The organism is Providencia sp. Marseille-Q8014, assembly GCF_965112055.1.
The window spans coordinates 67,066-91,410 of sequence record NZ_CBCOPT010000002.1 but is presented as its reverse complement, the minus strand read 5'-3'; the positions used below and the strand labels follow the sequence as shown (position 1 = coordinate 91,410).

Below are 24,345 nucleotides of genomic sequence, written 5' to 3'. Positions count from 1 at the left end.
CGTGGACGAATATCCCATCATCGACCTGTCCCACCTGCTGCCGGCGGCCCAGGGCTTGGCCCGTCTTCCGGCGGACGAGCGCATCCAGCGCCTTCGCGCCGACCGCTGGATCGGCTATCCGCGCGCAGTCGAGGCGCTGAACCGGCTAGAAGCCCTTTATGCGTGGCCAAACAAGCAACGCATGCCCAACCTGCTGCTGGTTGGCCCGACCAACAATGGCAAGTCGATGATCGTCGAGAAGTTCCGCCGCACCCACCCGGCCAGCTCCGACGCCGACCAGGAGCACATCCCGGTGTTGGTCGTGCAGATGCCGTCCGAGCCGTCCGTGATCCGCTTCTACGTCGCGCTGCTCGCCGCGATGGGCGCGCCGCTGCGCCCACGCCCACGGTTGCCGGAAATGGAGCAACTGGCTCTGGCACTGCTGCGCAAGGTCGGCGTGCGCATGCTGGTGATCGACGAGCTGCACAACGTGCTGGCCGGCAACAGCGTCAACCGCCGGGAATTCCTCAACCTGCTGCGCTTCCTCGGCAACGAACTGCGCATCCCGTTGGTTGGGGTAGGCACGCGCGACGCCTACCTAGCCATCCGCTCCGATGACCAGTTGGAAAATCGCTTCGAGCCGATGATGCTGCCGGTATGGGAGGCCAACGACGATTGCTGCTCACTGCTGGCCAGCTTCGCCGCTTCGCTCCCGCTGCGCCGGCCTTCCCCAATTGCCACGCTGGACATGGCTCGCTACCTGCTCACACGCAGCGAGGGCACCATAGGGGAACTGGCGCACTTGCTGATGGCGGCGGCCATCGTCGCCGTGGAGAGCGGCGAGGAAGCGATCAACCATCGCACACTCAGCATGGCCTGTCGACAACCTCTCGCGCAACCAAGACATCGCGGTCGGACTGCAAGTGATCTTGAAGCCACGGGCCCGTCCCACCCCGACATGGACCTCGATGCCCGAACGGACGTTAGATTTCGAGTTCTAGGCGTTCTGCGATGAAGGTTGGATCCCAGCCGGGATTGAAAGTGTCGACGTGGGTGAATCCGAGCCGCTCGTATAGGCCACGCAGGTTCGGGTGGCAGTCGAGCCGCAGCTTGGCGCACCCCTGCGTTCGCGCGGCATGGCGGCAAGCCTCGATCAGCGCGGAGCTGACACCCCGGCCCGCATGTGTCCGTCGCACCGCGAGCTTGTGCAGATATGCGGCCTCCCCCTTGAGGGCGTCGGGCCAGAACTCGGGATCCTCGGCCGACAAGGTGCAACAGCCGACGATGCCGTCGCTGCAACTCGCGACTAGGAGCTCGGATCTCAGGACGAAGGTCTCCGCGAATGTCCGGTCGATCCGCGCGACGTCCCAGGCGGGCGTTCCCTTGGCGGACATCCACGCCGCAGCGTCGTGCATCAGCCGCACAACCTCGTCGATATCACCCGAGCAGGCGACCCGAACGTTCGGAGGCTCCTCGCTGTCCATTCGCTCCCCTGGCGCGGTATGAACCGCCGCCTCATAGTGCAGTTTGATCCTGACGAGCCCAGCATGTCTGCGCCCACCTTCGCGGAACCTGACCAGGGTCCGCTAGCGGGCGGCCGGAAGGTGAATGCTAGGCATGATCTAACCCTCGGTCTCTGGCGTCGCGACTGCGAAATTTCGCGAGGGTTTCCGAGAAGGTGATTGCGCTTCGCAGATCTCCAGGCGCGTGGGTGCGGACGTAGTCAGCGCCATTGCCGATCGCGTGAAGTTCCGCCGCAAGGCTCGCTGGACCCAGATCCTTTACAGGAAGGCCAACGGTGGCGCCCAAGAAGGATTTCCGCGACACCGAGACCAATAGCGGAAGCCCCAACGCCGACTTCAGCTTTTGAAGGTTCGACAGCACGTGCAGCGATGTTTCCGGTGCGGGGCTCAAGAAAAATCCCATCCCCGGATCGAGGATGAGCCGGTCGGCAGCGACCCCGCTCCGTCGCAAGGCGGAAACCCGCGCCTCGAAGAACCGCACAATCTCGTCGAGCGCGTCTTCGGGTCGAAGGTGACCGGTGCGGGTGGCGATGCCATCCCGCTGCGCTGAGTGCATAACCACCAGCCTGCAGTCCGCCTCAGCAATATCGGGATAGAGCGCAGGGTCAGGAAATCCTTGGATATCGTTCAGGTAGCCCACGCCGCGCTTGAGCGCATAGCGCTGGGTTTCCGGTTGGAAGCTGTCGATTGAAACACGGTGCATCTGATCGGACAGGGCGTCTAAGAGCGGCGCAATACGTCTGATCTCATCGGCCGGCGATACAGGCCTCGCGTCCGGATGGCTGGCGGCCGGTCCGACATCCACGACGTCTGATCCGACTCGCAGCATTTCGATCGCCGCGGTGACAGCGCCGGCGGGGTCTAGCCGCCGGCTCTCATCGAAGAAGGAGTCCTCGGTGAGATTCAGAATGCCGAACACCGTCACCATGGCGTCGGCCTCCGCAGCGACTTCCACGATGGGGATCGGGCGAGCAAAAAGGCAGCAATTATGAGCCCCATACCTACAAAGCCCCACGCATCAAGCTTTTGCCCATGAAGCAACCAGGCAATGGCTGTAATTATGACGACGCCGAGTCCCGACCAGACTGCATAAGCAACACCGACAGGGATGGATTTCAGAACCAGAGAAAGAAAATAAAATGCGATGCCATAACCGATTATGACAACGGCGGAAGGGGCAAGCTTAGTAAAGCCCTCGCTAGATTTTAATGCGGATGTTGCGATTACTTCGCCAACTATTGCGATAACAAGAAAAAGCCAGCCTTTCATGATATATCTCCCAATTTGTGTAGGGCTTATTATGCACGCTTAAAAATAATAAAAGCAGACTTGACCTGATAGTTTGGCTGTGAGCAATTATGTGCTTAGTGCATCTAACGCTTGAGTTAAGCCGCGCCGCGAAGCGGCGTCGGCTTGAACGAATTGTTAGACATTATTTGCCGACTACCTTGGTGATCTCGCCTTTCACGTAGTGAACAAATTCTTCCAACTGATCTGCGCGCGAGGCCAAGCGATCTTCTTCTTGTCCAAGATAAGCCTGTCTAGCTTCAAGTATGACGGGCTGATACTGGGCCGGCAGGCGCTCCATTGCCCAGTCGGCAGCGACATCCTTCGGCGCGATTTTGCCGGTTACTGCGCTGTACCAAATGCGGGACAACGTAAGCACTACATTTCGCTCATCGCCAGCCCAGTCGGGCGGCGAGTTCCATAGCGTTAAGGTTTCATTTAGCGCCTCAAATAGATCCTGTTCAGGAACCGGATCAAAGAGTTCCTCCGCCGCTGGACCTACCAAGGCAACGCTATGTTCTCTTGCTTTTGTCAGCAAGATAGCCAGATCAATGTCGATCGTGGCTGGCTCGAAGATACCTGCAAGAATGTCATTGCGCTGCCATTCTCCAAATTGCAGTTCGCGCTTAGCTGGATAACGCCACGGAATGATGTCGTCGTGCACAACAATGGTGACTTCTACAGCGCGGAGAATCTCGCTCTCTCCAGGGGAAGCCGAAGTTTCCAAAAGGTCGTTGATCAAAGCTCGCCGCGTTGTTTCATCAAGCCTTACGGTCACCGTAACCAGCAAATCAATATCACTGTGTGGCTTCAGGCCGCCATCCACTGCGGAGCCGTACAAATGTACGGCCAGCAACGTCGGTTCGAGATGGCGCTCGATGACGCCAACTACCTCTGATAGTTGAGTCGATACTTCGGCGATCACCACTTCCCTCATGATGTTTAACTTTGTTTTAGCCACCAATGATGCCCTCACTTTCCATGATTTTGGTGGGAATGGATTTTCTTAGCGGCAACTTACTTTCGTTGTCTATATCCATGTTAAAGGCGAAAAAGTAAACCTCTGTCTCCTTCTCAACCCACCCAACCCACCATGCGACACCAGGATTTGACTCAGTTCCCACACCAGAAAAACCAGTTTTTGAATGCACTAGATATTCAGGTGCCGCCTCCGTTACCAAAGCCTCTTTTACTATTAGCTGGTTTTCTTTAGATGCTGACAATTTATTTAAATATAGAGACTCTAGAAACTCCACTTGATTAACTGCGGAAATTCTAAGCTGGCCTTCCAACCAGAATTTGTCAATGCCACCACTGATATTCTGGTTGCCATAGGAAAATTTTTTAAGGTATTTCTGCATTCTTACTTCGCCAACTTCTCTGGCGATTTGTTGAAATACGGGAACAGCTGAAACTTGTATTGCCCCTCTTAAGGTCAAGTCTCTTTCCCATTGCTTCATGGCTCTTGGCTTTCCGTCCCATTTGAAAACCTGATGCTCATTCTTTATGACACCAGTTTCTAGGCCGATAATTGCGTTGGGGATCTTAAATGTTGATGCTGGAAGATATTCCTTTGATGCACGAGCTAAGTCATTGGTAGCGCAGGATTTACTGCTACTTTTACAAAGCACGAAGACACCATTGACGGCTTCGGCAGAGAACTCTTTGTTCCAAGACGTATTTTCTGTAATTGAACCAGCTAATGCCGTACTCGAAAGACACGCGATAATTACATATGCGGCAAATGTTTTCATGGCACCTTCTTGGTGGCTAACGTTAATTCGACCTCAGAGGCGTTTAAGTCAAAATACCTCTGACGTCTAACATGATTAATCAAAGTCTGATTTTTTAACAAAATCAGAAAGATAGACGCGAAACTTTAAAACAAAGGCGTCAACACTTCAAGTAGCGATCTTTCGCTTCGGCGAGGCCTAACGCCTGAGCTCAGCCGACCGAAACCGCGTAGCGGTTTTGGGTCGGCTGCAGCGATTTGTTGGGCGATAGCTTGCCACATTCTCTCAACGATTGGGATTTGATGTACTTTCCGCACTTTGTAGCGCGACCACATCATGCTCCCCCTGGCCGCGAGAGCCCTTCACTCGGGAAACACAAGACAGACCGAGCACGACTGTTGCAAGGGTCAAACAGTACACGACAACCGGCCAAGCCGTGTTGCGCGGCAACAGCGAAATGATCAACGTTCCGATGCTTCCTAGCAGTACACCGCCCAAGCAGAAGTAGACTGCCGTGACCGTTCCAGCAACATGGTCGAATCCTCGAAGAGCGCCATTGGGCGACACAGATACCGCTGTGGCGACACCAATACCCACTAGCCACATTGGAGCAATAAAGCCTAACACGGACTGCGAAGCCCATATTTCGGTGATGGCAAGCAATACTGCTCCAGCTATCAGGCATCCCATTCCCATTCGCAAGACACTTGGGCTGCCCCACTTGGGTATCACACGCCCCATAAAACGAGCCGTAAACACCATGGCAATTGCCACTGTGGCGAACAGCAGGCTGAAGCCAAGCTGAGACACACCTTGCCTGCCCATCATTAGTCCGGGCGCAATGGAGAAAAAGACGAAGAAGCTACCCATTCCAGCGGCGTAACACAACGTGTACAACCAGAAGTTCAGGCACTTAACGGGGAGTAGCAGCTGCGACCATTGCAAGCCCGCAACTCGTTGCACCCGGGTTTCAGGCCAGAATCGCCACGCTGCTGCAGATGCAGCGATCATGCCCAAACCTAGAAACGCAAAGATAGCCCGCCACCCAAGCCACATGTCGACGAGCGCTCCGAGCAATGGGCCTACCGCCGGGACCATGGCCAGCATGGATCCGAGTATGCCGTAAATGACATTACTTTCCTCGCGACCTGCGTAAATGTCACGTACTGTTGCAAATGTGGAAACAAGGCACGCCGAGGCACCACAAGCCTGAAGAATCCGAAGCCCCAGAAAGACTTCAGCCGATGACGTAAGAGCGAGGCCCATTGACGCCACAACGTAGGCGAGGCCACCTCCCAGTAGAACGGGGCGGCGCCCCAGTCGGTCCGATAGCGGTCCAAACAAGAGCTGACCGGCACCAATCATGACCAAGTACGTTGTCAGCGTAAGCTGAATTGTGCTCGCTGTCGTACCAAGCGCGTTTGGCATAAACGGCACTGCTGGCAAGTACATGTCCATGCCGAGTGATGCCAATAAATCGAACGGTGATAACAACAACACCGTGGCGGCAAGGGAGTACCGCCAACTAAAGTTTTTTGAGCGCACGAAACCATCTCCTTGAACAAAGGATTTGGCGGCGCTCCCGTAGAGCAAAAGGATTCATGAGAACGCCGCAACAACCGAAAAATGAAGGTTGCTGCGGCTTACTTGTCTGCGTTCTTGGAAGTGCTCATCTGCTGACTATCTCATGATTGAATTTGAATCGTAACAACTTTCAAGCAACTCTGCGAGGAGCCTTATTGTGCGCCCAACGCCGCCATAAACGGCGACAGGGTGGCGCGCCTATTGCGCATAAAATGGCGAAGCCATGCGCAACAGGCGCGGAATCTCTGGCGTCCGGTTTGATGGCTTTGTTATGCAAAGGACTAGTCTTCAATGACGTGTAAACCACGGCGCTTTAAGTCCTCTAACGAATCCAACATTCCCCTTATTAATTCAACAGGATGCCCCTCCCAGTCTTCAACAACGCCAACAATTCTCAAGGGTTCGCAGGTTCTATAGGACTGTGTTGGATTACCGGGAAATTTTTTGTTCGTAAGATTCGGATCGTCTTCGAACGGTCCTGTTGGCTCAACTATGTATATGTAGCCGCGACCCTCGAGGCCAGACAGTGACATAGCAAGTTCAGCTCCCCAAACTGCTGGCTCCATCAAGGCTGAAAAGTAGATGTGCTTAAGAATACGACCGTCCTCGAAATGAGAGATGAACCCTGTGGTTAGCAAGTCACCAATCGCCAAATTGGCTTTGGTTCCATGATAGAACGGTCCTTGCACCTGCTTGTAATTATCATGAGAGATGGGAATCCAATCTTTTACCATTTTAAGACCCTTAATTGTTGGGATTTGGCTGCATAACGTCGCTATCAATCGCGGAAAAGGCGTAGTGCGCGAAGCGAACGAAGCTTTTTGCCGTCGATTGCATAGCTTTGTTAACCCTTTTTCCAAATTTGATAGCAATAGTTAATGTTTGAAGTAAAGTGTTGCTCAAAAACAACTTCGAAGGTATTTGGAATACTCGGGAAGAAAACATCCCCCTCTGGCTCGATGTCGATCGTCGATAAGTGGAGCGTAGAGGCCATGGGTAATGTTTCTCGGTAAATTTCTCCGCCACCAGACACTATAACGTGACCGGTGAATTCAGCTAGCCTGTCCATGGCCTCTTCGATTGACTGAAATACAACTACATTGTCATCATTTGATGTCCAACCTGAGCGGGTAACGACCGCGTATTTCCTATTGGGGAGTGCGCCCATAGATTCAAACGTCTTGCGACCCACCAGAAGCCACTGATTGTAGGTCAATGCTTTAAAAAGTAGCTGCTCCCCTTTCGCGGACCAGGGTATGTCTGGACCGCAACCAATCACGCCGTTTTTCGCTTTCGCAGCCATCAATGATACTTTCAAGGTTCTCATCCTGGGTTAACTTTGTTTTAGGGCGACTGCCCTGCTGCGTAACATCGTTGCTGCTCCATAACATCAAACATCGACCCACGGCGTAACGCGCTTGCTGCTTGGATGCCCGAGGCATAGACTGTACAAAAAAACAGTCATAACAAGCCATGAAAACCGCCACTGCGCCGTTACCACCGCTGCGTTCGGTCAAGGTTCTGGACCAGTTGCGTGAGCGCATACGCTACTTGCATTACAGCTTACCAACCGAACAGGCTTATGTCCACTGGGTTCGTGCCTTCATCCGTTTCCACGGTGTGCGTCACCCGGCAACCTTGGGCAGCAGCGAAGTCGAGGCATTTCTGTCCTGGCTGGCGAACGAGCGCAAGGTTTCGGTCTCCACGCATCGTCAGGCATTGGCGGCCTTGCTGTTCTTCTACGGCAAGGTGCTGTGCACGGATCTGCCCTGGCTTCAGGAGATCGGAAGACCTCGGCCGTCGCGGCGCTTGCCGGTGGTGCTGACCCCGGATGAAGTGGTTCGCATCCTCGGTTTTCTGGAAGGCGAGCATCGTTTGTTCGCCCAGCTTCTGTATGGAACGGGCATGCGGATCAGTGAGGGTTTGCAACTGCGGGTCAAGGATCTGGATTTCGATCACGGCACGATCATCGTGCGGGAGGGCAAGGGCTCCAAGGATCGGGCCTTGATGTTACCCGAGAGCTTGGCACCCAGCCTGCGCGAGCAGCTGTCGCGTGCACGGGCATGGTGGCTGAAGGACCAGGCCGAGGGCCGCAGCGGCGTTGCGCTTCCCGACGCCCTTGAGCGGAAGTATCCGCGCGCCGGGCATTCCTGGCCGTGGTTCTGGGTTTTTGCGCAGCACACGCATTCGACCGATCCACGGAGCGGTGTCGTGCGTCGCCATCACATGTATGACCAGACCTTTCAGCGCGCCTTCAAACGTGCCGTAGAACAAGCAGGCATCACGAAGCCCGCCACACCGCACACCCTCCGCCACTCGTTCGCGACGGCCTTGCTCCGCAGCGGTTACGACATTCGAACCGTGCAGGATCTGCTCGGCCATTCCGACGTCTCTACGACGATGATTTACACGCATGTGCTGAAAGTTGGCGGTGCCGGAGTGCGCTCACCGCTTGATGCGCTGCCGCCCCTCACTAGTGAGAGGTAGGGCAGCGCAAGTCAATCCTGGCGGATTCACTACCCCTGCGCGAAGGCCATCGGTGCCGCATCGAACGGCCGGTTGCGGAAAGTCCTCCCTGCGTCCGCTGATGGCCGGCAGCAGCCCGTCGTTGCCTGATGGATCCAACCCCTCCGCTGCTATAGTGCAGTCGGCTTCTGACGTTCAGTGCAGCCGTCTTCTGAAAACGACACCATGTGCAAACGATGTCAGAATAGAGTTAAATTTCCTATTGATTGACATATTCCGTCAAAGGTAATAGATTTCATCCTGACACTTTTGCCTTTGGAGGCATCTTGCAAGGTCAACGCATCGGCTATGTCCGCGTCAGCAGCTTCGACCAGAACCCGGAACGGCAATTGGAGGGTGTTCAGGTGGCGCGGGTGTTCACCGACAAGGCTTCTGGCAAGGACACCCAGCGTCCCGAGCTGGAAAGGCTGCTGGCCTTCGTCCGCGAGGGCGACACCGTGGTGGTGCATAGCATGGACAGGCTGGCACGCAACCTTGATGACCTGCGCCGCATCGTCCAAGGGCTGACACAACGGGGCGTGCGCATGGAGTTCGTCAAAGAAGGGCTGAAGTTCACCGGCGAGGACTCACCGATGGCCAATCTGATGCTGTCGGTCATGGGAGCCTTCGCTGAGTTCGAGCGCGCCCTGATCCGCGAACGTCAGCGCGAGGGAATCGTGCTGGCCAAGCAGCGCGGTGCCTACCGGGGACGAAAGAAATCGCTGAACAGCGAACAAATTGCCGAGTTGAAACGGCGAGTTGCGGCAGGCGACCAAAAAACCTTGGTGGCCCGTGACTTCGGCATCAGCCGCGAAACCTTGTACCAGTACCTGCGGGAAGACTGACCATGCCACGCCGCTCAATCCTGTCCGCCACCGAGCGCGAAAGCCTGCTGGCACTGCCAGATGCCAAAGACGAACTGATACGGCACTACACGTTCAACGAAACCGACCTGTCGGTGATCCGTCAGCGTCGCGGCGCCGCGAATCGATTGGGCTTCGCTGTGCAGCTTTGCTACTTGCGATTCCCTGGCACCTTTTTGGGCGTCGATGAGCCTCCGTTTCCGCCCCTGTTGCGCATGGTGGCCGCGCAACTCAAGATGCCAGTGGAAAGTTGGAGCGAGTACGGCCAGCGCGAACAGACACGGCGGGAGCACTTGGTCGAGCTGCAAACGGTTTTTGGGTTCAAGCCCTTCACCATGAGCCACTATCGGCAAGCCGTGCATACATTGACCGAGCTGGCCTTGCAGACCGACAAAGGCATCGTGCTGGCGAGCGCACTTGTCGAGAATCTGCGGCGGCAGAGCATTATCCTGCCCGCCATGAATGCCATCGAGCGCGCAAGCGCCGAGGCCATCACCCGTGCCAACCGACGCATTTACGCGGCGCTGACCGATTCTTTGTTATCACCCCACCGTCAGCGCCTGGACGAACTTCTCAAGCGCAAGGACGGCAGTAAAGTGACGTGGCTGGCATGGCTGCGCCAGTCGCCTGCCAAACCGAACTCTCGCCACATGCTCGAACATATTGAGCGCCTGAAATCCTGGCAAGCACTTGATCTGCCCGCAGGCATCGAGCGGCAGGTTCACCAGAACCGCCTGCTCAAAATCGCTCGTGAAGGTGGCCAGATGACGCCTGCTGATCTGGCAAAGTTCGAGGTGCAACGACGCTATGCCACGCTGGTAGCGCTGGCCATCGAAGGCATGGCCACCGTCACCGATGAAATCATCGACCTTCACGATCGCATCATCGGCAAGCTGTTCAACGCGGCCAAGAACAAGCATCAGCAGCAGTTCCAGGCTTCCGGCAAGGCGATCAACGACAAGGTGCGGATGTATGGGCGCATCGGTCAAGCGTTGATTGAGGCCAAGCAAAGCGGCAGCGATCCGTTCGCCGCCATCGAGGCCGTTATGCCCTGGGACACCTTCGCCGCCAGCGTCACCGAAGCGCAAACATTGGCGCGGCCTGCCGACTTTGATTTCCTGCACCACATCGGTGAAAGCTATGCCACGCTACGCCGCTACGCGCCGCAGTTCCTGGGCGTGCTCAAATTGCGGGCTGCGCCCGCCGCCAAGGGTGTGCTCGATGCCATCGACATGCTGCGCGGCATGAACAGCGACAGCGCGCGCAAGGTGCCCGCCGATGCGCCAACCGCATTCATCAAGCCGCGCTGGGCAAAGCTGGTTCTGACCGACGACGGCATCGACCGGCGTTACTACGAGTTATGCGCCCTGTCGGAGCTGAAGAACGCGCTGCGCTCCGGTGATGTCTGGGTGCAGGGTTCTCGCCAGTTCAAGGACTTCGACGAATACCTGGTGCCGGTCGAGAAGTTCGCCACTTTGAAGCTGGCCAGCGAATTGCCGCTGGCAGTGGCCACCGACTGCGACCAATACCTGCATGACCGGTTGGAATTGTTGGAGGCGCAACTCGCCACAGTCAACCGCATGGCTGCGGCCAACGACTTACCGGATGCCATCATCACCACCGCGTCAGGCCTGAAGATCACGCCGCTGGACGCGGCAGTACCAGACGCCGCGCAAGCCATGATCGACCAGACAGCTATGCTGCTGCCGCACCTCAAAATCACCGAGTTGCTGATGGAGGTCGATGAATGGACGGGCTTCACCCGCCACTTCACACACCTGAAGACCAGCGACACGGCCAAGGACAAAACCTTGCTGTTGACGACGATCCTGGCCGACGCGATCAACCTGGGTCTGACCAAAATGGCCGAGTCCTGCCCTGGCACCACCTACGCCAAGCTGTCTTGGCTGCAAGCCTGGCACATCCGCGATGAAACCTATTCGACGGCGCTGGCCGAGCTGGTGAATGCGCAGTTTCGGCAACCCTTCGCCGGCAACTGGGGTGACGGCACCACGTCATCGTCGGACGGCCAGAACTTCAGAACCGGCAGCAAAGCAGAAAGCACTGGTCATATCAACCCGAAGTATGGAAGCAGTCCAGGACGGACTTTCTACACCCATATCTCCGACCAGTACGCGCCCTTCAGTGCCAAGGTGGTCAACGTGGGCATTCGTGATTCAACTTACGTGCTTGATGGCCTGCTGTACCACGAGTCGGACTTGCGCATCGAGGAACACTACACCGACACGGCAGGCTTCACCGATCACGTGTTTGGCTTGATGCATTTGCTGGGATTTCGCTTCGCGCCGCGTATCCGTGACTTGGGCGAAACCAAGCTATTCATCCCCAAGGGCGATGCCGCCTATGACGCGCTCAAGCCGATGATTAGCAGCGACAGGCTGAACATCAAGCAAATACGCGCCCATTGGGATGAAATTCTGCGGCTGGCCACCTCCATCAAGCAAGGCACGGTAACGGCTTCGCTGATGCTGCGCAAACTCGGCAGCTACCCGCGCCAGAACGGCTTGGCCGTGGCGTTGCGCGAGCTGGGGCGCATCGAGCGCACGCTGTTCATTTTGGATTGGCTGCAAAGCGTGGAGCTGCGCCGCCGCGTCCATGCGGGGCTGAATAAGGGCGAGGCGCGCAACGCGCTGGCCAGGGCGGTCTTCTTCTACCGATTGGGTGAAATCCGCGACCGCAGTTTTGAGCAGCAGCGCTACCGGGCCAGCGGCCTCAATCTGGTGACGGCGGCCATCGTGTTGTGGAACACGGTATATCTGGAGCGTGCCACCAGTGCTTTGCGTGGCAACGGCACGGCGCTGGACGACACATTGTTGCAATATCTGTCGCCGCTGGGGTGGGAGCACATCAACCTGACCGGCGATTACCTATGGCGCAGCAGCGCCAAGGTCGGTGCGGGGAAGTTTAGGCCATTGCGACCGCTGCCACCGGCTTAGCGTGCTTTATTTTCCGTTTTCTGAGACGACCCCCAATAGTGGTGAAACCTTTTCGCCATGTGTATAGGAATGTTTTAGACTCGCTATTTTACTTTCATCTTTAAAGTGATTGTTAGGGGTCATAATATGCAGCAGTGCTAGATCTACGGTATAGATATCACCGGTCACAACTGGCGGGGTTACAAATATTTCAGTAAGGGCATACAAACGTAATACTTTAAGGGTGTAGTTTTCTTTGGTGCGTGGGTAGGCTAATTTCATAATGATTTCTCTGTGATTAATAGTATAGATTTTGGCTGTCAGGATGTTTGTCTAAACCGTTAAATTTTATCAGGAACGGCAAATAATTTTGGTTCTTCAGATATGCTTTTGCTTTAAGCGCGAGATAGTAACTCTCAATCCCCTCTACCAATACAAACAAAGCAGTAGCAGACTCATACCCTATCCCATATGCATAGTTTGTACAGTCGGGCAATATATCGTCACTGTGGCTATGTATTGCGGAATGATGCTCACCGGTCAAAGTATTGATGATAATAGGCAGGGGGTTTTCGAGTAATTCAAGCAGATCCGATGGTGACAGTTCATTAATGAATGTTTCATCACCTGCACTAATTTTATCAAATGCCGGTTTCGCAGGAACTCCTGAATGGGCTATAAATTCAGAGGCTATGTGCTGTAACAACGCTGTGTTGTTCATCATTTTTTATAGGTCCTCCCATACTGTTTGAAATATTCATTGAGCTCTTTGTCTCGCTCATACGTAGCCGCATCTGCCGCTTGTCTGGCTTCATCAACCTGCTTTCTTTGTAGTTCTTCAGCCAGCTTCAGATAAGATTGAATATTCTCTTGGTTTGGTTCATTTGTTACGAGTTCAAACGCAACTCTTTCACGTTCCTCCAATGAGACGCACCCCATCAACGAAAACATGGCAACTGAAGCACAAGAGTAAAAACGAGCGGTTGAGAATTCCCGTTGTGTTTTTTTCTTCATCATTTTTCCAACTTAATTATCTGTTGCCCCCTAAACACGCCAAGGAGAGTCGTTTTGTGTTTGTCAGAACGCTCCTGTCTGTCTGCTTCAGCAGTAAACAATGGCAGGGGACTTACTTTAAAATCCTGATCCTGCACTATCAAAAACGGCACAGGAGCGTTTATGCAGCGTTTTTTCCCACTGGCAAAGGTTAGGTTGCAGATCGGCTGCGGCGTAACGCTACGCTTTATTCTGAGCCTATTAGCAGGGCACTCTTGGATTTTATCCATTAAGTCCTGTAACTCAGCGTTGCCTTTTGCTATGTCAGCTATGAGCTGATAAAGCTTAACAGGGTCTGTTTTCTGCATGAGTCCTTTTAAGCCCCACGTATATGAAGCATGAGTGATCACATCGTCAGAGTTAAATACAGGAATGTTCCGGTACAAATGCAGTGTCATTACGTTACTCAGATGTTTACGCAAAATTCTGAAACGCTCAGATTTCGGCAGTGCGACAACCGAGCTTCTGATATTGTTTTTTACGGTATTGATTTTGATTAGATGATCAGCAAGTTCCATAGCCGCAGTTGATAACTGTACATATCCGGCTGTTCGCCTCGCAAACTTTTGTGAGTACAACGGAGAAATGTATAAGTCCTGCCAACATGAGATAACCGATGTATAGGCATGAGAACCCCAATTCACAACCGGCTCAATGCATTTACCGATATCATCACAACCATTTTCTACCGGTGGAATGACACAGGTAAGGGCTGAAATTACCTTTGTATCTCGAAAAAGAGAGTCAAGCTGGTGGAGGTACTTCAGCAATGAACCAATATAGCTATCAAGCATCACATGAAACTCCTGTTCTTAGAAAGAAAGAATCATAACCAAATATGCCAACATACAAATAAGCGTTCAACAAATACAGGAGCGAAACTTAGACATCTGCGCCCCTGACTCGCGCTTTTTTCTCTCTTTTTCTCTTTTTTTCTCCCCCTTTTTTCTAGGGGCGGCTGTTCAAGGTGGAACGCCCATGTAACTACACCATCTTTTGTATGTTGGCATATTTCATGGCGACTTTTACAAAATGAAATATGACCGATCATGCTATTATTCTTGTTCTCTGGATTTCTTCAAAAATTTTTTAAAACTGCTATCACTGACCATCAAGCCGTAAGCCGGTAAAGCATCCATAATCGCATTCCAAGACATGCCTGATGATTTCATTTCAAATAAATCATCCTGAATATGGTTCAACATAGCATTTTTTTATAATTCGGGTTCTGCAAACTGAACTGAGTAATTTTTTCTTGTAATCGTTTATTTTTATACATCATTACTATAATAAACCTATCTGCTTTTCGAGCTCGTCCAGTTCCTTATCGGTAGGCATAGAACCACCCACTTTTTCATTGTGAATAACATAGGATATGCGTAACACAGAAGCCTTGCGTCCTTTACGTGACTCAATCGCAATTGAAACATCCTTGATATTCGTTTGTTCACCCAAACTAACCGCCAGCCGCTTTAAAAACTGACCAAAATATTTATAGCTTTGATAGAGATATTCCTTATTGCCTTTCTTATCTATATTGAACAGCCACATTTCGTCCTTAAGTTCGTCAACTCCAATTGTGAAAGACGTTTTATATTCGGCAATAGTATTACGTTTAGAGTACCGTTTCATAATTAGCTGATATAGATTTGCCAAACTAGCATCCGATAATCTAGCTACATAAAAAAGGTTTTGTGTCGTGAATTTTTTTGATAATTCAAAGAAATAGGGAAATACCCTACGGTTAAAGAATATTTTGCAGTAGCCTTCGTCAAAGTAATATGTAGCACTCGTTGTAATGTTGGTTTTTGAAGCTCGTTTAAAACCTTCCTCACTTAGATCTTCATATATGTGAGAGCTCAACAGAGTATCTACGGCGAGTGGAAGGGATTTATACGCAGTTGAAAGGTCCACGTCACAAATTTCAGCATACTCCTTAGCTTTAACCTCAAAGCATATTTCATCTTCATCAACAGATTCTCTAGGATCAGATATCTGAGCGAGAATAAGAAACAGCACTCTTTTCGCCGGTATAGGTAAGCTGGCGAGAGAAAGATTGAAATCATCAGAATGACGAACATTAGTATAAAGTGTTAAGTTACTGATTTGCTTCTTTTTCATCACAAAAGACTCAATTCCAACATGATAGGTATATATTCTAAAGGTTGTTTTGTCTAAAAGCAAAGTGACCTTTAAAGTAATACGTAGCTGGTGGAGTATTGAACACCAGACGAAAAATTAGCAATACTTCCATGACGGCTTATTGCCAAGTCAGTTAACGAAATTTCCATATGACAAACTGCATATGTCGCGACCTTTCGTTAACATACTGATAAACAGTAAGTTAATGAAGTCCACCATACTACTCTATACTGCATCAACGACGACCTTTTACCTTAAACAGAAAAGTAACTTTTTTTTATGATCATACTGCACCAATGACGACCTTTAGCATAACCGATTGATATATAAGGATTATATATACATGCTTACACCATTCTATACTGCATTAGCGACGACCTTTAGCCACCAGCAGAAAAATACCTTTTTTTATGACCGTACTGCATCAACGGCGACCTTTAGTGTAACAATATGATATATAAGGATTTATTTTAAGCATTTACACCGTTATATACTGCACAAGTGGCGACCTTTAGCCTTTAATAGAAAAGTACCTTTTTTTATGACTATACTGCACCAACGGCGACCTTTTGCATAACATGTTGATATATATGGATTAAATTATGATAGAAGTATATATTTATACTGCATCAGCGGCGACCTTTAGCCACCAGCAGAAAAATACCTTTTTATTGATTAACTGCATCAACGGCGACCTTTTGCAGCAAATCAAAAATATACTTTTTCGGTAGTGGAATATTACAAAACATTTAAGAAAATCGTACTTATCCACAACAAAATTAGAAAATAAACTAATATTAATTAATAGGATAGGTTTTTTTTGATTAAATAATGAGCCTTGGTTAATAATTAACCGCATATACTTTACAAGTGACGACCTTTCACTGCATCAACGGCGACCTTTCACTGCATCAACGGCGACCTTTCACTGCATCAACGGCGACCTTTTACTGCATCAGCGACGACCTTTCACTGCATCAGCGACGACCTTTAATATCGTAACTAAATGATTATTATGAATATATCCCCATATCTAAGGTTTTAATGTTTTAAGATCTAAAAAGAAAGAAAAGATCTTAATATGCTAAGATGTGCTTCACTGTGGACAATTTTCTTATGCTTTCTAACGCACTCGCTTTGCTCGTTTGTTCAACAGCGACACCGACACGAAAACAAGTTTTCATGTCTCTCGCTGTTCAGAGCTAAAAATGTAAATTCATTTATGATTGAAAAAAAAAGCCCAAACAAATGTTTAGGCTTCTCAGTTAATGAGTGTCGTTCAAATACAGACTTTTTAGCGTTACAACAGTACATGCATAACTTATTTTTAACGCTGCGGATAGCTGCTGTACGATGAACACAGCAAGTTCCAAACGTTGGTATTGATCTATACCGTGTTCTAGCGTCTGTCCTGCTTCAGAGATCAAGAAAATCATTCCTGACTTGCCATTATCAAAGACAGACAACCCTTTGTTTCTATGACCCCCATGATATCGGGCATCTAGATTATCAATATACTTCTTTGATAGAAGAACTAATGCAGTGAGTTGAGTCAATTCTTTTAAGGATAACTGAATAGTCATTTTCTGTTCCCATCTTGCAGTTCCATCCTTTTCAAGAGGTGCTATCTCGATGTTAAGGGTAGGAACGCCAGATCTGGAAACTACCTTTTGAAAGTTAAGACAGGAACGTTTCTTTTCGTGTTTCTGCCAATCGGCGAAGAACTTTAAAGTCTCACCATACACTTGTTCGGACATACACCACCCATCAATCTGGTAATGAACCTTTCAAATTCTGTGCTGCCTGACTTGGGGGCTCCTTCTCTATTTTTACTTTATCAGTCAGTAACGCCCGTTTTGCCTGACTCAAATTTACTTTATTGTGAGCATGAGTGCCGTCACTATCAACAGTTAGAAAGGAATCTAACATTACTTTGAAGGTATCAGCCTTTGTCCTGTCTGATAGAATTGAAGCCAGCAAAGAAGGCAATCTATCATCAATTTCCCCTAATGCGATCCCTGCCAGTAACGCTGTACGTACTGCTTCAGTTTGAACCGGCGATTCTTCAATCTTTTTAATTGCGAATTTATCAGCCTCGCTGAGTTCGGGACGAAGATACAAAATTATCTTTTTACGCTCTTGTTTCATAACGTTATCCTAATAATTTCAGACCCCGAACCAAAGCAAACTGAGGTTCTTCAGCCACGTAGAAACGTTCTGGTTGGATTGCTATTTTCTTTCTGATTGCATCAGCGGAAAGCGCAGCTCCACCACCAATAACCATGACATGTGTATAGCCCTTAAAGGTGCTGACCGCATCGAGCACACGGGTATTTAGTCGTTCAATACTGCTGTTCATGGCATCTTTCACCATCTGAATATCATCAACGCTGTTGATGTTATCTAACAGATAGTTTTCATCGTGCCGGTTAATAATGAGTTGATCTGCGTTATAGCTGGATGTTTCTGTTGAAGCGTTCACCAAAGCTCTTTTGACTTCGTTAGTCACCAATGATACGCCAAGCGTAGGATCACCAAAAATGCGTGATACAGACGTCATTTGACCAGAAACCATTGAGATATCAGTTGTGGTGCCTCCAATATCAATAATCAGTACAGAATGATTGGGTCTTAATTCATCACACAAAGATATACCCGCAGGAATTGACTCAGGACGAACGGTTACTTTTTTGATTTTGAAAGGTTCATTCCGGCTTACTTGAACTTCGCGCATTAAGTTATCTTTTTTGCGTTGGATGTTATCCATTCGATATTGCGCATCCTGATCGTAAAATTCTGCCAATGGTAGAGTGACAACGATTTCAACCTCTTGGGGAGGTAAACCGCTAATCTGAAGTGCATGTTGCACTGCAACTGCGTTTAGAGGGCTATACTGCCAAGCTACGTTGTTAGTTGGCAAATTGTCAGGATCAATAATATCGAATGAATACTTCTCGTTATCAACGGTATAGTTGAATGGTTTGCCAGTACCAAAAGCCGTACCCCAACCGCGTTTGAAGCTGTTAGGACTAATTTTAATTACTTCACCTTCCTGATCCTGTTCCCACAGCATTTTTATGTTAGTAGAACCATCATCTATATAAATACGCATTTGAAGCCTCTAATTGTTAATGTGATGCATCTGAGATTTATTTGATGCGATATTGAGTATGTTTGTAATTTTAACAGTGGAAACTGAGTGTCGCAAGAGGTTGATGTGAGATTAATTTGAGAAATATCAGGGTGTAAAAATCATAATGAAAATGAAAATATATCATTTAGATGTGGGTGTGATGCATAACTGAGGTTTATATGAGGCTTGTTCTGTGTGGTATTACTGTGTGAGGATTAATTGAGGTATATCTGATATGTGTAGATATACCTCGATACCTTGACTGTGAATGTGTATCACAAAGGCGGCAATGCTGAGGGGAAAAGTTTTGCGATCAAATCATTAGTATTATTTATCAAACTTTCACTTTTAAATAATAGATGCATTGTGCCTTTTTTGTACCACTTAACGATGAAAAATTCAGTTTCAAAATTTTTATTATTAGTTCGCACATTATCAGATATATATAGCCCTACACTATTTTGAAATTCGTGAATTGGTTTTTTTTGTAAGATGCAAAATATTCTAACTAGATCGTTAACGGTGTCAGTCTTATTAAATCTAGTTGAATACTTACCAACTGAAACAGCATTATCCATTATTATTTTTTTGCTAAGATAGCGAGGATTATTACTCTTGTAATCCCATGAGACAGATTGCAACGCATCCATCAATCCATTCTTAAATGAATCAGCTTTGTTAGCGCTTAAACTTGTAAAAGTGCTTAATGCATTCTCAAAGTTGAATATAGGCGATTTCATATCGTAAAGGTCGTAATGTAACTTTTCTATTTGTTTATTGCTCATGATTGTTTTGATACCAGATTTATCAATAAACATTTTCCATATCTTTCTGTCTAACCAAAGTTCAAACCGTGTTCTGTTATCATCATCATTAGTATTTCTAGGGTATTGCAAATCAATTAAATCGTCCTCTATGCATTGGTGAGGAAAATGATTGTTGGTATTGGGGATTGTTTTTAATATTTCGATAGCCTCTGCTGCTTTAGAGAGTGATTCTTTATATAGGCTAATAGCATGTTTTCGGATTGCAATTACTCTGTCTATCTCAATTGATTCGATGATATTAGTATTGGTATTAAGGTTCATTAATAAAATCCAATTTAATTTTTTATATGGCATACGTTAGGCGAGAAAAAATAGAAGTAGTACCATATCAAGCAAACAACAATAAAGATATATGTTTGTCAAAGTGAAAACTTCATTATTTAATTAAAGATGAATAATTATGATTTAATTTAATTCTGTTAATTTGGTAATTAATTGTATAATGAATTGTTGTGTTTATATAAGTGGTGATATTGTATTTATCATTTTTACAAAAATATTGCTTTCAGCTTTGTACGAATATATTATTGATTCTCAAATATAATTAATTACCACAGCTAATAATAATTAAACGAGGATGAGTCATGAATACCTATAATGTATCGTATAAGGTTAATCTTAATAACAATAACTATGCTCTAGCTTCATTTGATGTACAAGCAAAGTCTGAAAAGGAAGCGCGTAGAATAATAAGCAAGTCGAATATAGGTGTTGAAGAATATACTGTTACTGAGAAAGACTTTTTCTCGGTAACGTGGTGTGCTGAAGATATTCATGCAAGTATTGTTTCCGGTTGGGATAGTGAAACAGAATTAGATGAATTTAATAAAACTGATCTTGATGTTTTCTATTTTAATTTAAGTGATAATGATAAAAAGAATTTTTGTTTAGATGTATTGGAGGCACTTAAAAACAACCATGATTGTAATTACGGTATTAATTGGGATGTAATTAAAATATCAGCAGATTCAAGTATGGATATATGGAAAAGATTAATTAATTAAGATTAAATATTAAATTACAGAAAAATAGTCAGAGCTTATTGTGTCTGGCTATCTTCCCCAAAGGGAAAGCCTCTACTTATTCGTAAAATACTGCACAAAATGGCTGAAAAAAGTGAATGGATGCAAGTAGTGGCTTTTTAATATCATATATGCTTCGTCTAAGCGATTCTGAGCCACTTTAGCCTGTACGCCAATGCTTATCCACGATGATGTGTGGAAGTCCTCTCAAAATCGCCCCTACGCTGTTTTTAAAGACAGGGAAAGGATCGCCTACGGCTCACAGTACCCCCTAAAAGATCGCCTACGGCTCACAGTAAACAAAAAAAACATAAAAATCAGCGAGTAACACCGATAACCGTTTTTCTTGTGCCCTTTTTCAAATGTGTAATTCTCATTTTCAATGATTTAGTAATATTTTTGGTTTGCTTAATGTCAGCCCTGATAATTTTAAACTTATCCTCGTATTTTTGAATAAGTTGGCGTACTTCATCAGACCGAATTGAAAAATAGCGTATGTCAAAATCGCCATTACCTGTGGTTGGAGCATTACGCATAGAGCCAACTTTTTTAGTCGCCTTGTTCATCACAACCATTCCCCATCGAATCCGTACTGAGCCCCTGTCGTTATGAATTACTGGCAGGTATGGGGAGAATAGCTGTTTGTTATTTATTTCTTGCATAAACTGTTGGATCAGATTTACCGCATTATCAGCGCATACAGTTATTGCTTCCTCACAGTCAGCAAGGATTGCTTCCAGCTTTAGCAATAACGCATCTTCATATGATACTGACATGAATTTCAGCACTCCAGAAAAGGTTCAGAAAAAGTCATTTTAACATAAACTATTTATACCGTAACCACCCTATTGGTGACTTAATGTTTCGATTACATTAAGTCGTAACTACTGTTTTGGTGACTTAACACGTGAGATACATTAAGTCACCAAAACCCCCTTGGTGACTTAATGTTTTTTGAAAATGTGCCGATAACAATTTTGGTGCAGAAGAAAGAATTGTCTTTCTTAAGCCATAAAACACCTATTTTCGACTTAATGCGAATGTTATTAATTTCTTTGGATAATAAGTATCATGCCACTAATTATTTATATTATGTAACATGTTGAATATAAGTGAAATTTTACTCCCTCTCTGTTTACGCATACTGTAAATAAATGTATAATAAATTGCATTAGTCGTAGATAGTGTGTTGACGACTAATGTATGTCTTACTATAATTTATACTGATATATACGTATATGCTCAGAATAAGTGAGGGGAGGATGAAACGCTTTCTTCTGTTTTTAAGCATTTTTAATGCTGCGATTTGCGAGGCTGCTGTTGTAGATTTAACTAATACCTCGTGGGAAAAGCACGCTAAACAATGTAACCTCGATCCGCTTTTACTCTATGCTATTGCTCTTAAAGAGAGCTCCCATAGAACAGGCGATAAATCCTTTGTTGCACCCCATCGCTATGCTTTAAATAACCCAATTATGGGCTCTTATTATCCGGTGAACCGAGATGATGCTGTCCGAAAAGTGCGGGAATATGTAAGCGTTTCAGCATTGACTGATATCGGTATTACACAAATTAATTGGCGTTGGAACGGTAGTAATTATGTTTCTGACCCTGCTGAGTTATTAGATGTAGATAAGAACATTGAGGTATCAGCGAAGGTCTTGTGTCGAGCGATTGAACTATCTCCAAATGATATAGCGCAAGCCATCGGTAATTATCACACACCAAATCCAGCGTTAAAGAACAAAGCTAAAGAATATGGTGAATCAGTTCTGCTCATATGGAAAAGATTGAAAGAAAATGAACAATAAAATAAATTGCTACAACACTGAAATGACTGATGTACTTTTCAGTTTATTAAGTAATTCTGAAAGAGTTGATAATAATCCATTTGTGATCGTCAATTCTGACAAAACCTGTTTTGTTGAAGATTTTTCCATTATGAGAGATTTTTTCAGTGGATTGAAAGTGCCTGCTTATATATTAAGCTATAAAGAGGATTCTCAGTCTTTATATACTAAGAAAGACCCAAATTTTAAAAAATCTCTGTTGGATGTTTCATTTTTGCGTTTAACAATGCTAATTGAATCAGCAATTATTAACAGCATGTCTGGCACAGATACTAATCATTTCTTTTGGTTTAATGATTGTCAGTCATACAATACAATTAATAAGTTTTCTTTTAAGGAAATACTGTTTTCTTTGTATTCAAAGCAAATAAATATTTCTCCAATTTACAGACCTTCGATTATATCAACTAGATTAGTCGATAGTGATGGTTATCATAAAAAATATGATGATGTATTATTCTATCTTAAATCTAGAGCGCGCTTATGTGGAAAGGTGTTTAAATGAAATTAACTATTGCACCAGAAGATTATCAATTAGCAATTGATATGATAAAACTTGGATTTAGAAAGAATGTAATATTGTCTGAGATTCCAGCAATATCTCCACGTATGTATGGATGTTTACGAAATGATTCAGGAATTGATAATGAGGATAATGATTTTACGTTAGGACGACTAAGAAAAATTAGCACTATATTAGCTAATCAACATGATAAACGATCTGCAACTGATTTTTTACATGTATATTTAATGACTGCACAAGATCCAGAAAATAGATTGCAAATAGAAGAATTGGTTGGTGCTTATAAAGCATACCGCCATTTATTTAATGTTCATTGTGGTTTCTTTGATGATCCATTAAAGAAAAACATAATTGATCCGAACTTGGCATGGCAAATTGCAACCAATTACCGAAATGGAATAATTGGTTTAACTGGCTGTTTTGAGTGTCGGCAGAAATATATCTATCTTACACACGAATCAGAGGATTCCTGCAATATGAAATGTCCTTATTGCTCTGAATCTAAAGAAAATGAATTCATTAATAATAAGGGTGAATAATGAAAAGTTGTAAAATGATTACAGGAATTCTATTTTCATTAGTGTTATCCGGCTGTGCTAATAATGAAAATAGTAATTGGATATATAATAATGAGGCTTCAAAACCAGTGGTTGAAAATGGAAGTGAAGCTCTCAAAATTGCTAAATCAATAGGGTTGAATAATCTAGATGATGATGCGGATAATTACACAATCTTTGCTGTGTTAGTACCAAGTCAGAAAGGAAATTCATTAAAAAAAATTAAGGAACCTATTGTTGTAAGCGATACAAAAGGGATGGATCAGTTAAGAGAAATCATCTCACAAAGTAAGAATGCAGTAAATGTAGTGGATCTTACCCTTGCTGCAACAGTAAACCCTGTTTTTGGGCTCTTAGCTTTTGATACAAGCACTCCAGAAGAACGAGCGCCTATGATGGAAGGTCGTTTACTAGTAACCGAATGGGGATCTACACCGCTGAGTTTCAGTGACCAACTTTTGAAAACGAAGCGTATTAACTCTGTCTTTGATAAATACTTATCAAATGCAATTAAAGCTGAAGTGGCTGGAAATGTTTTAGCATGTAACGCTGCTAAATTTGTATCTGTTACTGAAAATAGAAATATTTCCGATCAGAATCTATATGTAAATGTGCATCAAGCACCATTCACTAATCTGAAGTATTCATATAATTATACGGATCATGAGTGTGTTCATTATTTACACGATACTGGTAGGTATGAGGAAGAATTCAAGAAAATTAGTGTTGAGTTAGGTCCTGAAACCGTACTGTTTTTGCCGAGCAATTTGAAAAGTGAGCCAAAAATAATACGGAATGGTCAGGTATATAAATTTAGATAAAAAAAAT

28 protein-coding genes are annotated in these 24,345 nt (G+C 46.5%); 9 read left to right on the top strand and 19 right to left on the bottom strand.

Features of this window, described 5'->3' with window-relative positions; genetic code table 11:
* The first annotated feature begins 1 nt into the window (after position 1).
* The gene (locus tag ACWPW6_RS19165; RefSeq protein WP_001381192.1) at positions 2-994 is read left to right on the top strand and encodes a TniB family NTP-binding protein; all 993 of its coding nucleotides are present in this window, start codon (positions 2-4) and stop codon (positions 992-994) included.
* Here the strand turns inward: ACWPW6_RS19165 and ACWPW6_RS19160 are convergent.
* From ACWPW6_RS19160 to dfrA14, 8 genes are all read right to left on the bottom strand, one after another.
* Complete coding sequence (locus tag ACWPW6_RS19160; RefSeq protein WP_000376623.1) at positions 963-1,463, bottom strand: GNAT family N-acetyltransferase; 501 nt, start codon at positions 1,461-1,463, stop codon at positions 963-965. The two genes, ACWPW6_RS19165 and ACWPW6_RS19160, sit on opposite strands and share 32 nt — an antisense overlap.
* A gap of 127 nt (positions 1,464-1,590) precedes the next feature.
* Positions 1,591-2,430: a sulfonamide-resistant dihydropteroate synthase Sul1 gene (gene sul1, locus ACWPW6_RS19155; protein ID WP_000259031.1), complete on the bottom strand. Its 840-nt coding sequence runs from the start codon at positions 2,428-2,430 to the stop codon at positions 1,591-1,593.
* Positions 2,424-2,771 carry a quaternary ammonium compound efflux SMR transporter QacE delta 1 gene (locus ACWPW6_RS19150; protein WP_000679427.1) on the bottom strand — a complete coding sequence of 116 codons (348 nt, stop codon included), beginning with the start codon at positions 2,769-2,771 and terminating at the stop codon, positions 2,424-2,426. Before ACWPW6_RS19150 ends, sul1 begins: the two co-directional genes overlap by 7 nt.
* A 163-nt stretch (positions 2,772-2,934) precedes the next feature.
* Positions 2,935-3,726, bottom strand: coding sequence for an ANT(3'')-Ia family aminoglycoside nucleotidyltransferase AadA1 (gene aadA1 / locus ACWPW6_RS19145; RefSeq protein ID WP_001209508.1), 792 nt, complete (start codon positions 3,724-3,726; stop codon positions 2,935-2,937).
* 16 nt (positions 3,727-3,742) lie between these two features.
* Positions 3,743-4,543 carry an oxacillin-hydrolyzing class D beta-lactamase OXA-10 gene (locus ACWPW6_RS19140; RefSeq protein WP_000846390.1) on the bottom strand — a complete coding sequence of 267 codons (801 nt, stop codon included), beginning with the start codon at positions 4,541-4,543 and terminating at the stop codon, positions 3,743-3,745.
* A 264-nt stretch (positions 4,544-4,807) separates the two neighbouring features.
* Positions 4,808-6,067 carry a chloramphenicol efflux MFS transporter CmlA5 gene (locus ACWPW6_RS19135; protein ID WP_012300772.1) on the bottom strand — a complete coding sequence of 420 codons (1,260 nt, stop codon included), beginning with the start codon at positions 6,065-6,067 and terminating at the stop codon, positions 4,808-4,810.
* A gap of 320 nt (positions 6,068-6,387) precedes the next feature.
* Positions 6,388-6,840 (bottom strand): NAD(+)--rifampin ADP-ribosyltransferase Arr-2, encoded by a 453-nt coding sequence (locus ACWPW6_RS19130; RefSeq protein ID WP_000237816.1) that lies wholly within the window; start codon positions 6,838-6,840, stop codon positions 6,388-6,390.
* A gap of 110 nt (positions 6,841-6,950) precedes the next feature.
* Positions 6,951-7,424 (bottom strand): trimethoprim-resistant dihydrofolate reductase DfrA14, encoded by a 474-nt coding sequence (gene dfrA14 / locus ACWPW6_RS19125; RefSeq protein WP_004201280.1) that lies wholly within the window; start codon positions 7,422-7,424, stop codon positions 6,951-6,953.
* 155 nt (positions 7,425-7,579) lie between these two features.
* Between dfrA14 and intI1 the strand changes: the two genes are divergently transcribed.
* The 3 genes from intI1 (at position 7,580) to ACWPW6_RS19110 (ending at position 12,431) form a co-directional block, all read left to right on the top strand.
* Complete coding sequence (gene intI1, locus ACWPW6_RS19120) at positions 7,580-8,593, top strand: class 1 integron integrase IntI1 (protein WP_000845039.1); 1,014 nt, start codon at positions 7,580-7,582, stop codon at positions 8,591-8,593.
* Between the two features lie 305 nt (positions 8,594-8,898).
* Positions 8,899-9,456, top strand: a complete 558-nt coding sequence (locus tag ACWPW6_RS19115) for a recombinase family protein (protein WP_001162012.1) — start codon at positions 8,899-8,901, stop codon at positions 9,454-9,456.
* Positions 9,457-9,458: 2 nt separating this feature from the next.
* On the top strand, positions 9,459-12,431 hold the full coding sequence (locus ACWPW6_RS19110) for a Tn3 family transposase (RefSeq protein ID WP_001138073.1): 2,973 nt from the start codon (positions 9,459-9,461) through the stop codon (positions 12,429-12,431).
* A gap of 6 nt (positions 12,432-12,437) precedes the next feature.
* On the opposite strand, the gene ACWPW6_RS19105 is transcribed toward ACWPW6_RS19110, so the two are convergent.
* The 10 genes from ACWPW6_RS19105 to ACWPW6_RS19060 form a co-directional block, all read right to left on the bottom strand.
* Positions 12,438-12,692, bottom strand: a complete 255-nt coding sequence (locus ACWPW6_RS19105; protein ID WP_109910876.1) for a hypothetical protein — start codon at positions 12,690-12,692, stop codon at positions 12,438-12,440.
* Positions 12,693-12,708: 16 nt separating this feature from the next.
* A complete protein-coding gene (locus ACWPW6_RS19100) occupies positions 12,709-13,134 on the bottom strand; it encodes a hypothetical protein (RefSeq protein WP_109910875.1) in 426 nt (141 codons plus the stop codon).
* Positions 13,131-13,427 (bottom strand): hypothetical protein, encoded by a 297-nt coding sequence (locus tag ACWPW6_RS19095; RefSeq protein ID WP_125894510.1) that lies wholly within the window; start codon positions 13,425-13,427, stop codon positions 13,131-13,133. The genes ACWPW6_RS19100 and ACWPW6_RS19095 overlap by 4 nt, the downstream gene beginning before the upstream one ends.
* The gene (locus tag ACWPW6_RS19090) at positions 13,424-14,257 is read right to left on the bottom strand and encodes a DNA replication terminus site-binding protein (RefSeq protein ID WP_109910873.1); all 834 of its coding nucleotides are present in this window, start codon (positions 14,255-14,257) and stop codon (positions 13,424-13,426) included. Before ACWPW6_RS19090 ends, ACWPW6_RS19095 begins: the two co-directional genes overlap by 4 nt.
* Before the next feature lie 261 nt (positions 14,258-14,518).
* Positions 14,519-14,668, bottom strand: a complete 150-nt coding sequence (locus ACWPW6_RS19085; protein ID WP_158516017.1) for a hypothetical protein — start codon at positions 14,666-14,668, stop codon at positions 14,519-14,521.
* A gap of 79 nt (positions 14,669-14,747) precedes the next feature.
* Entirely contained in the window at positions 14,748-15,584 is an 837-nt protein-coding gene (locus ACWPW6_RS19080; protein ID WP_072070757.1) for a replication initiation protein, read from the bottom strand.
* A 1,286-nt stretch (positions 15,585-16,870) separates the two neighbouring features.
* Positions 16,871-17,362 (bottom strand): hypothetical protein, encoded by a 492-nt coding sequence (locus ACWPW6_RS19075; RefSeq protein WP_023159976.1) that lies wholly within the window; start codon positions 17,360-17,362, stop codon positions 16,871-16,873.
* Between the two features lie 10 nt (positions 17,363-17,372).
* A complete protein-coding gene (locus tag ACWPW6_RS19070; RefSeq protein ID WP_072070758.1) occupies positions 17,373-17,753 on the bottom strand; it encodes a plasmid partitioning/stability family protein in 381 nt (126 codons plus the stop codon).
* A 4-nt stretch (positions 17,754-17,757) separates the two neighbouring features.
* Complete coding sequence (parM, locus tag ACWPW6_RS19065; protein ID WP_099660683.1) at positions 17,758-18,717, bottom strand: plasmid segregation protein ParM domain-containing protein; 960 nt, start codon at positions 18,715-18,717, stop codon at positions 17,758-17,760.
* Positions 18,718-19,013: 296 nt separating this feature from the next.
* A complete protein-coding gene (locus tag ACWPW6_RS19060; protein WP_163939963.1) occupies positions 19,014-19,826 on the bottom strand; it encodes a DUF4942 domain-containing protein in 813 nt (270 codons plus the stop codon).
* A 323-nt stretch (positions 19,827-20,149) separates the two neighbouring features.
* Here ACWPW6_RS19060 and ACWPW6_RS19055 point away from each other — a divergent pair, with 323 nt between their 5' ends.
* Positions 20,150-20,569, top strand: a complete 420-nt coding sequence (locus tag ACWPW6_RS19055) for a hypothetical protein (RefSeq protein WP_023159979.1) — start codon at positions 20,150-20,152, stop codon at positions 20,567-20,569.
* A 335-nt stretch (positions 20,570-20,904) separates the two neighbouring features.
* On the opposite strand, the gene ACWPW6_RS19050 is transcribed toward ACWPW6_RS19055, so the two are convergent.
* On the bottom strand, positions 20,905-21,363 hold the full coding sequence (locus tag ACWPW6_RS19050; RefSeq protein ID WP_023159980.1) for a hypothetical protein: 459 nt from the start codon (positions 21,361-21,363) through the stop codon (positions 20,905-20,907).
* Between the two features lie 486 nt (positions 21,364-21,849).
* On the opposite strand from ACWPW6_RS19050, the gene ACWPW6_RS19045 reads away from it, so the two are divergent.
* The 4 genes from ACWPW6_RS19045 to ACWPW6_RS19030 are packed head-to-tail and all read left to right on the top strand — an operon-like array spanning position 21,850 to position 24,338.
* Complete coding sequence (locus ACWPW6_RS19045; RefSeq protein WP_023159981.1) at positions 21,850-22,398, top strand: transglycosylase SLT domain-containing protein; 549 nt, start codon at positions 21,850-21,852, stop codon at positions 22,396-22,398.
* Entirely contained in the window at positions 22,388-22,942 is a 555-nt protein-coding gene (locus tag ACWPW6_RS19040) for a hypothetical protein (protein ID WP_072070760.1), read from the top strand. The genes ACWPW6_RS19045 and ACWPW6_RS19040 overlap by 11 nt, the downstream gene beginning before the upstream one ends.
* Positions 22,939-23,499 carry a FlhC family transcriptional regulator gene (locus tag ACWPW6_RS19035; protein WP_110592905.1) on the top strand — a complete coding sequence of 187 codons (561 nt, stop codon included), beginning with the start codon at positions 22,939-22,941 and terminating at the stop codon, positions 23,497-23,499. Before ACWPW6_RS19040 ends, ACWPW6_RS19035 begins: the two co-directional genes overlap by 4 nt.
* On the top strand, positions 23,499-24,338 hold the full coding sequence (locus ACWPW6_RS19030) for a hypothetical protein (protein WP_023159983.1): 840 nt from the start codon (positions 23,499-23,501) through the stop codon (positions 24,336-24,338). Before ACWPW6_RS19035 ends, ACWPW6_RS19030 begins: the two co-directional genes overlap by 1 nt.
* Positions 24,339-24,345 lie beyond the last annotated feature (7 nt).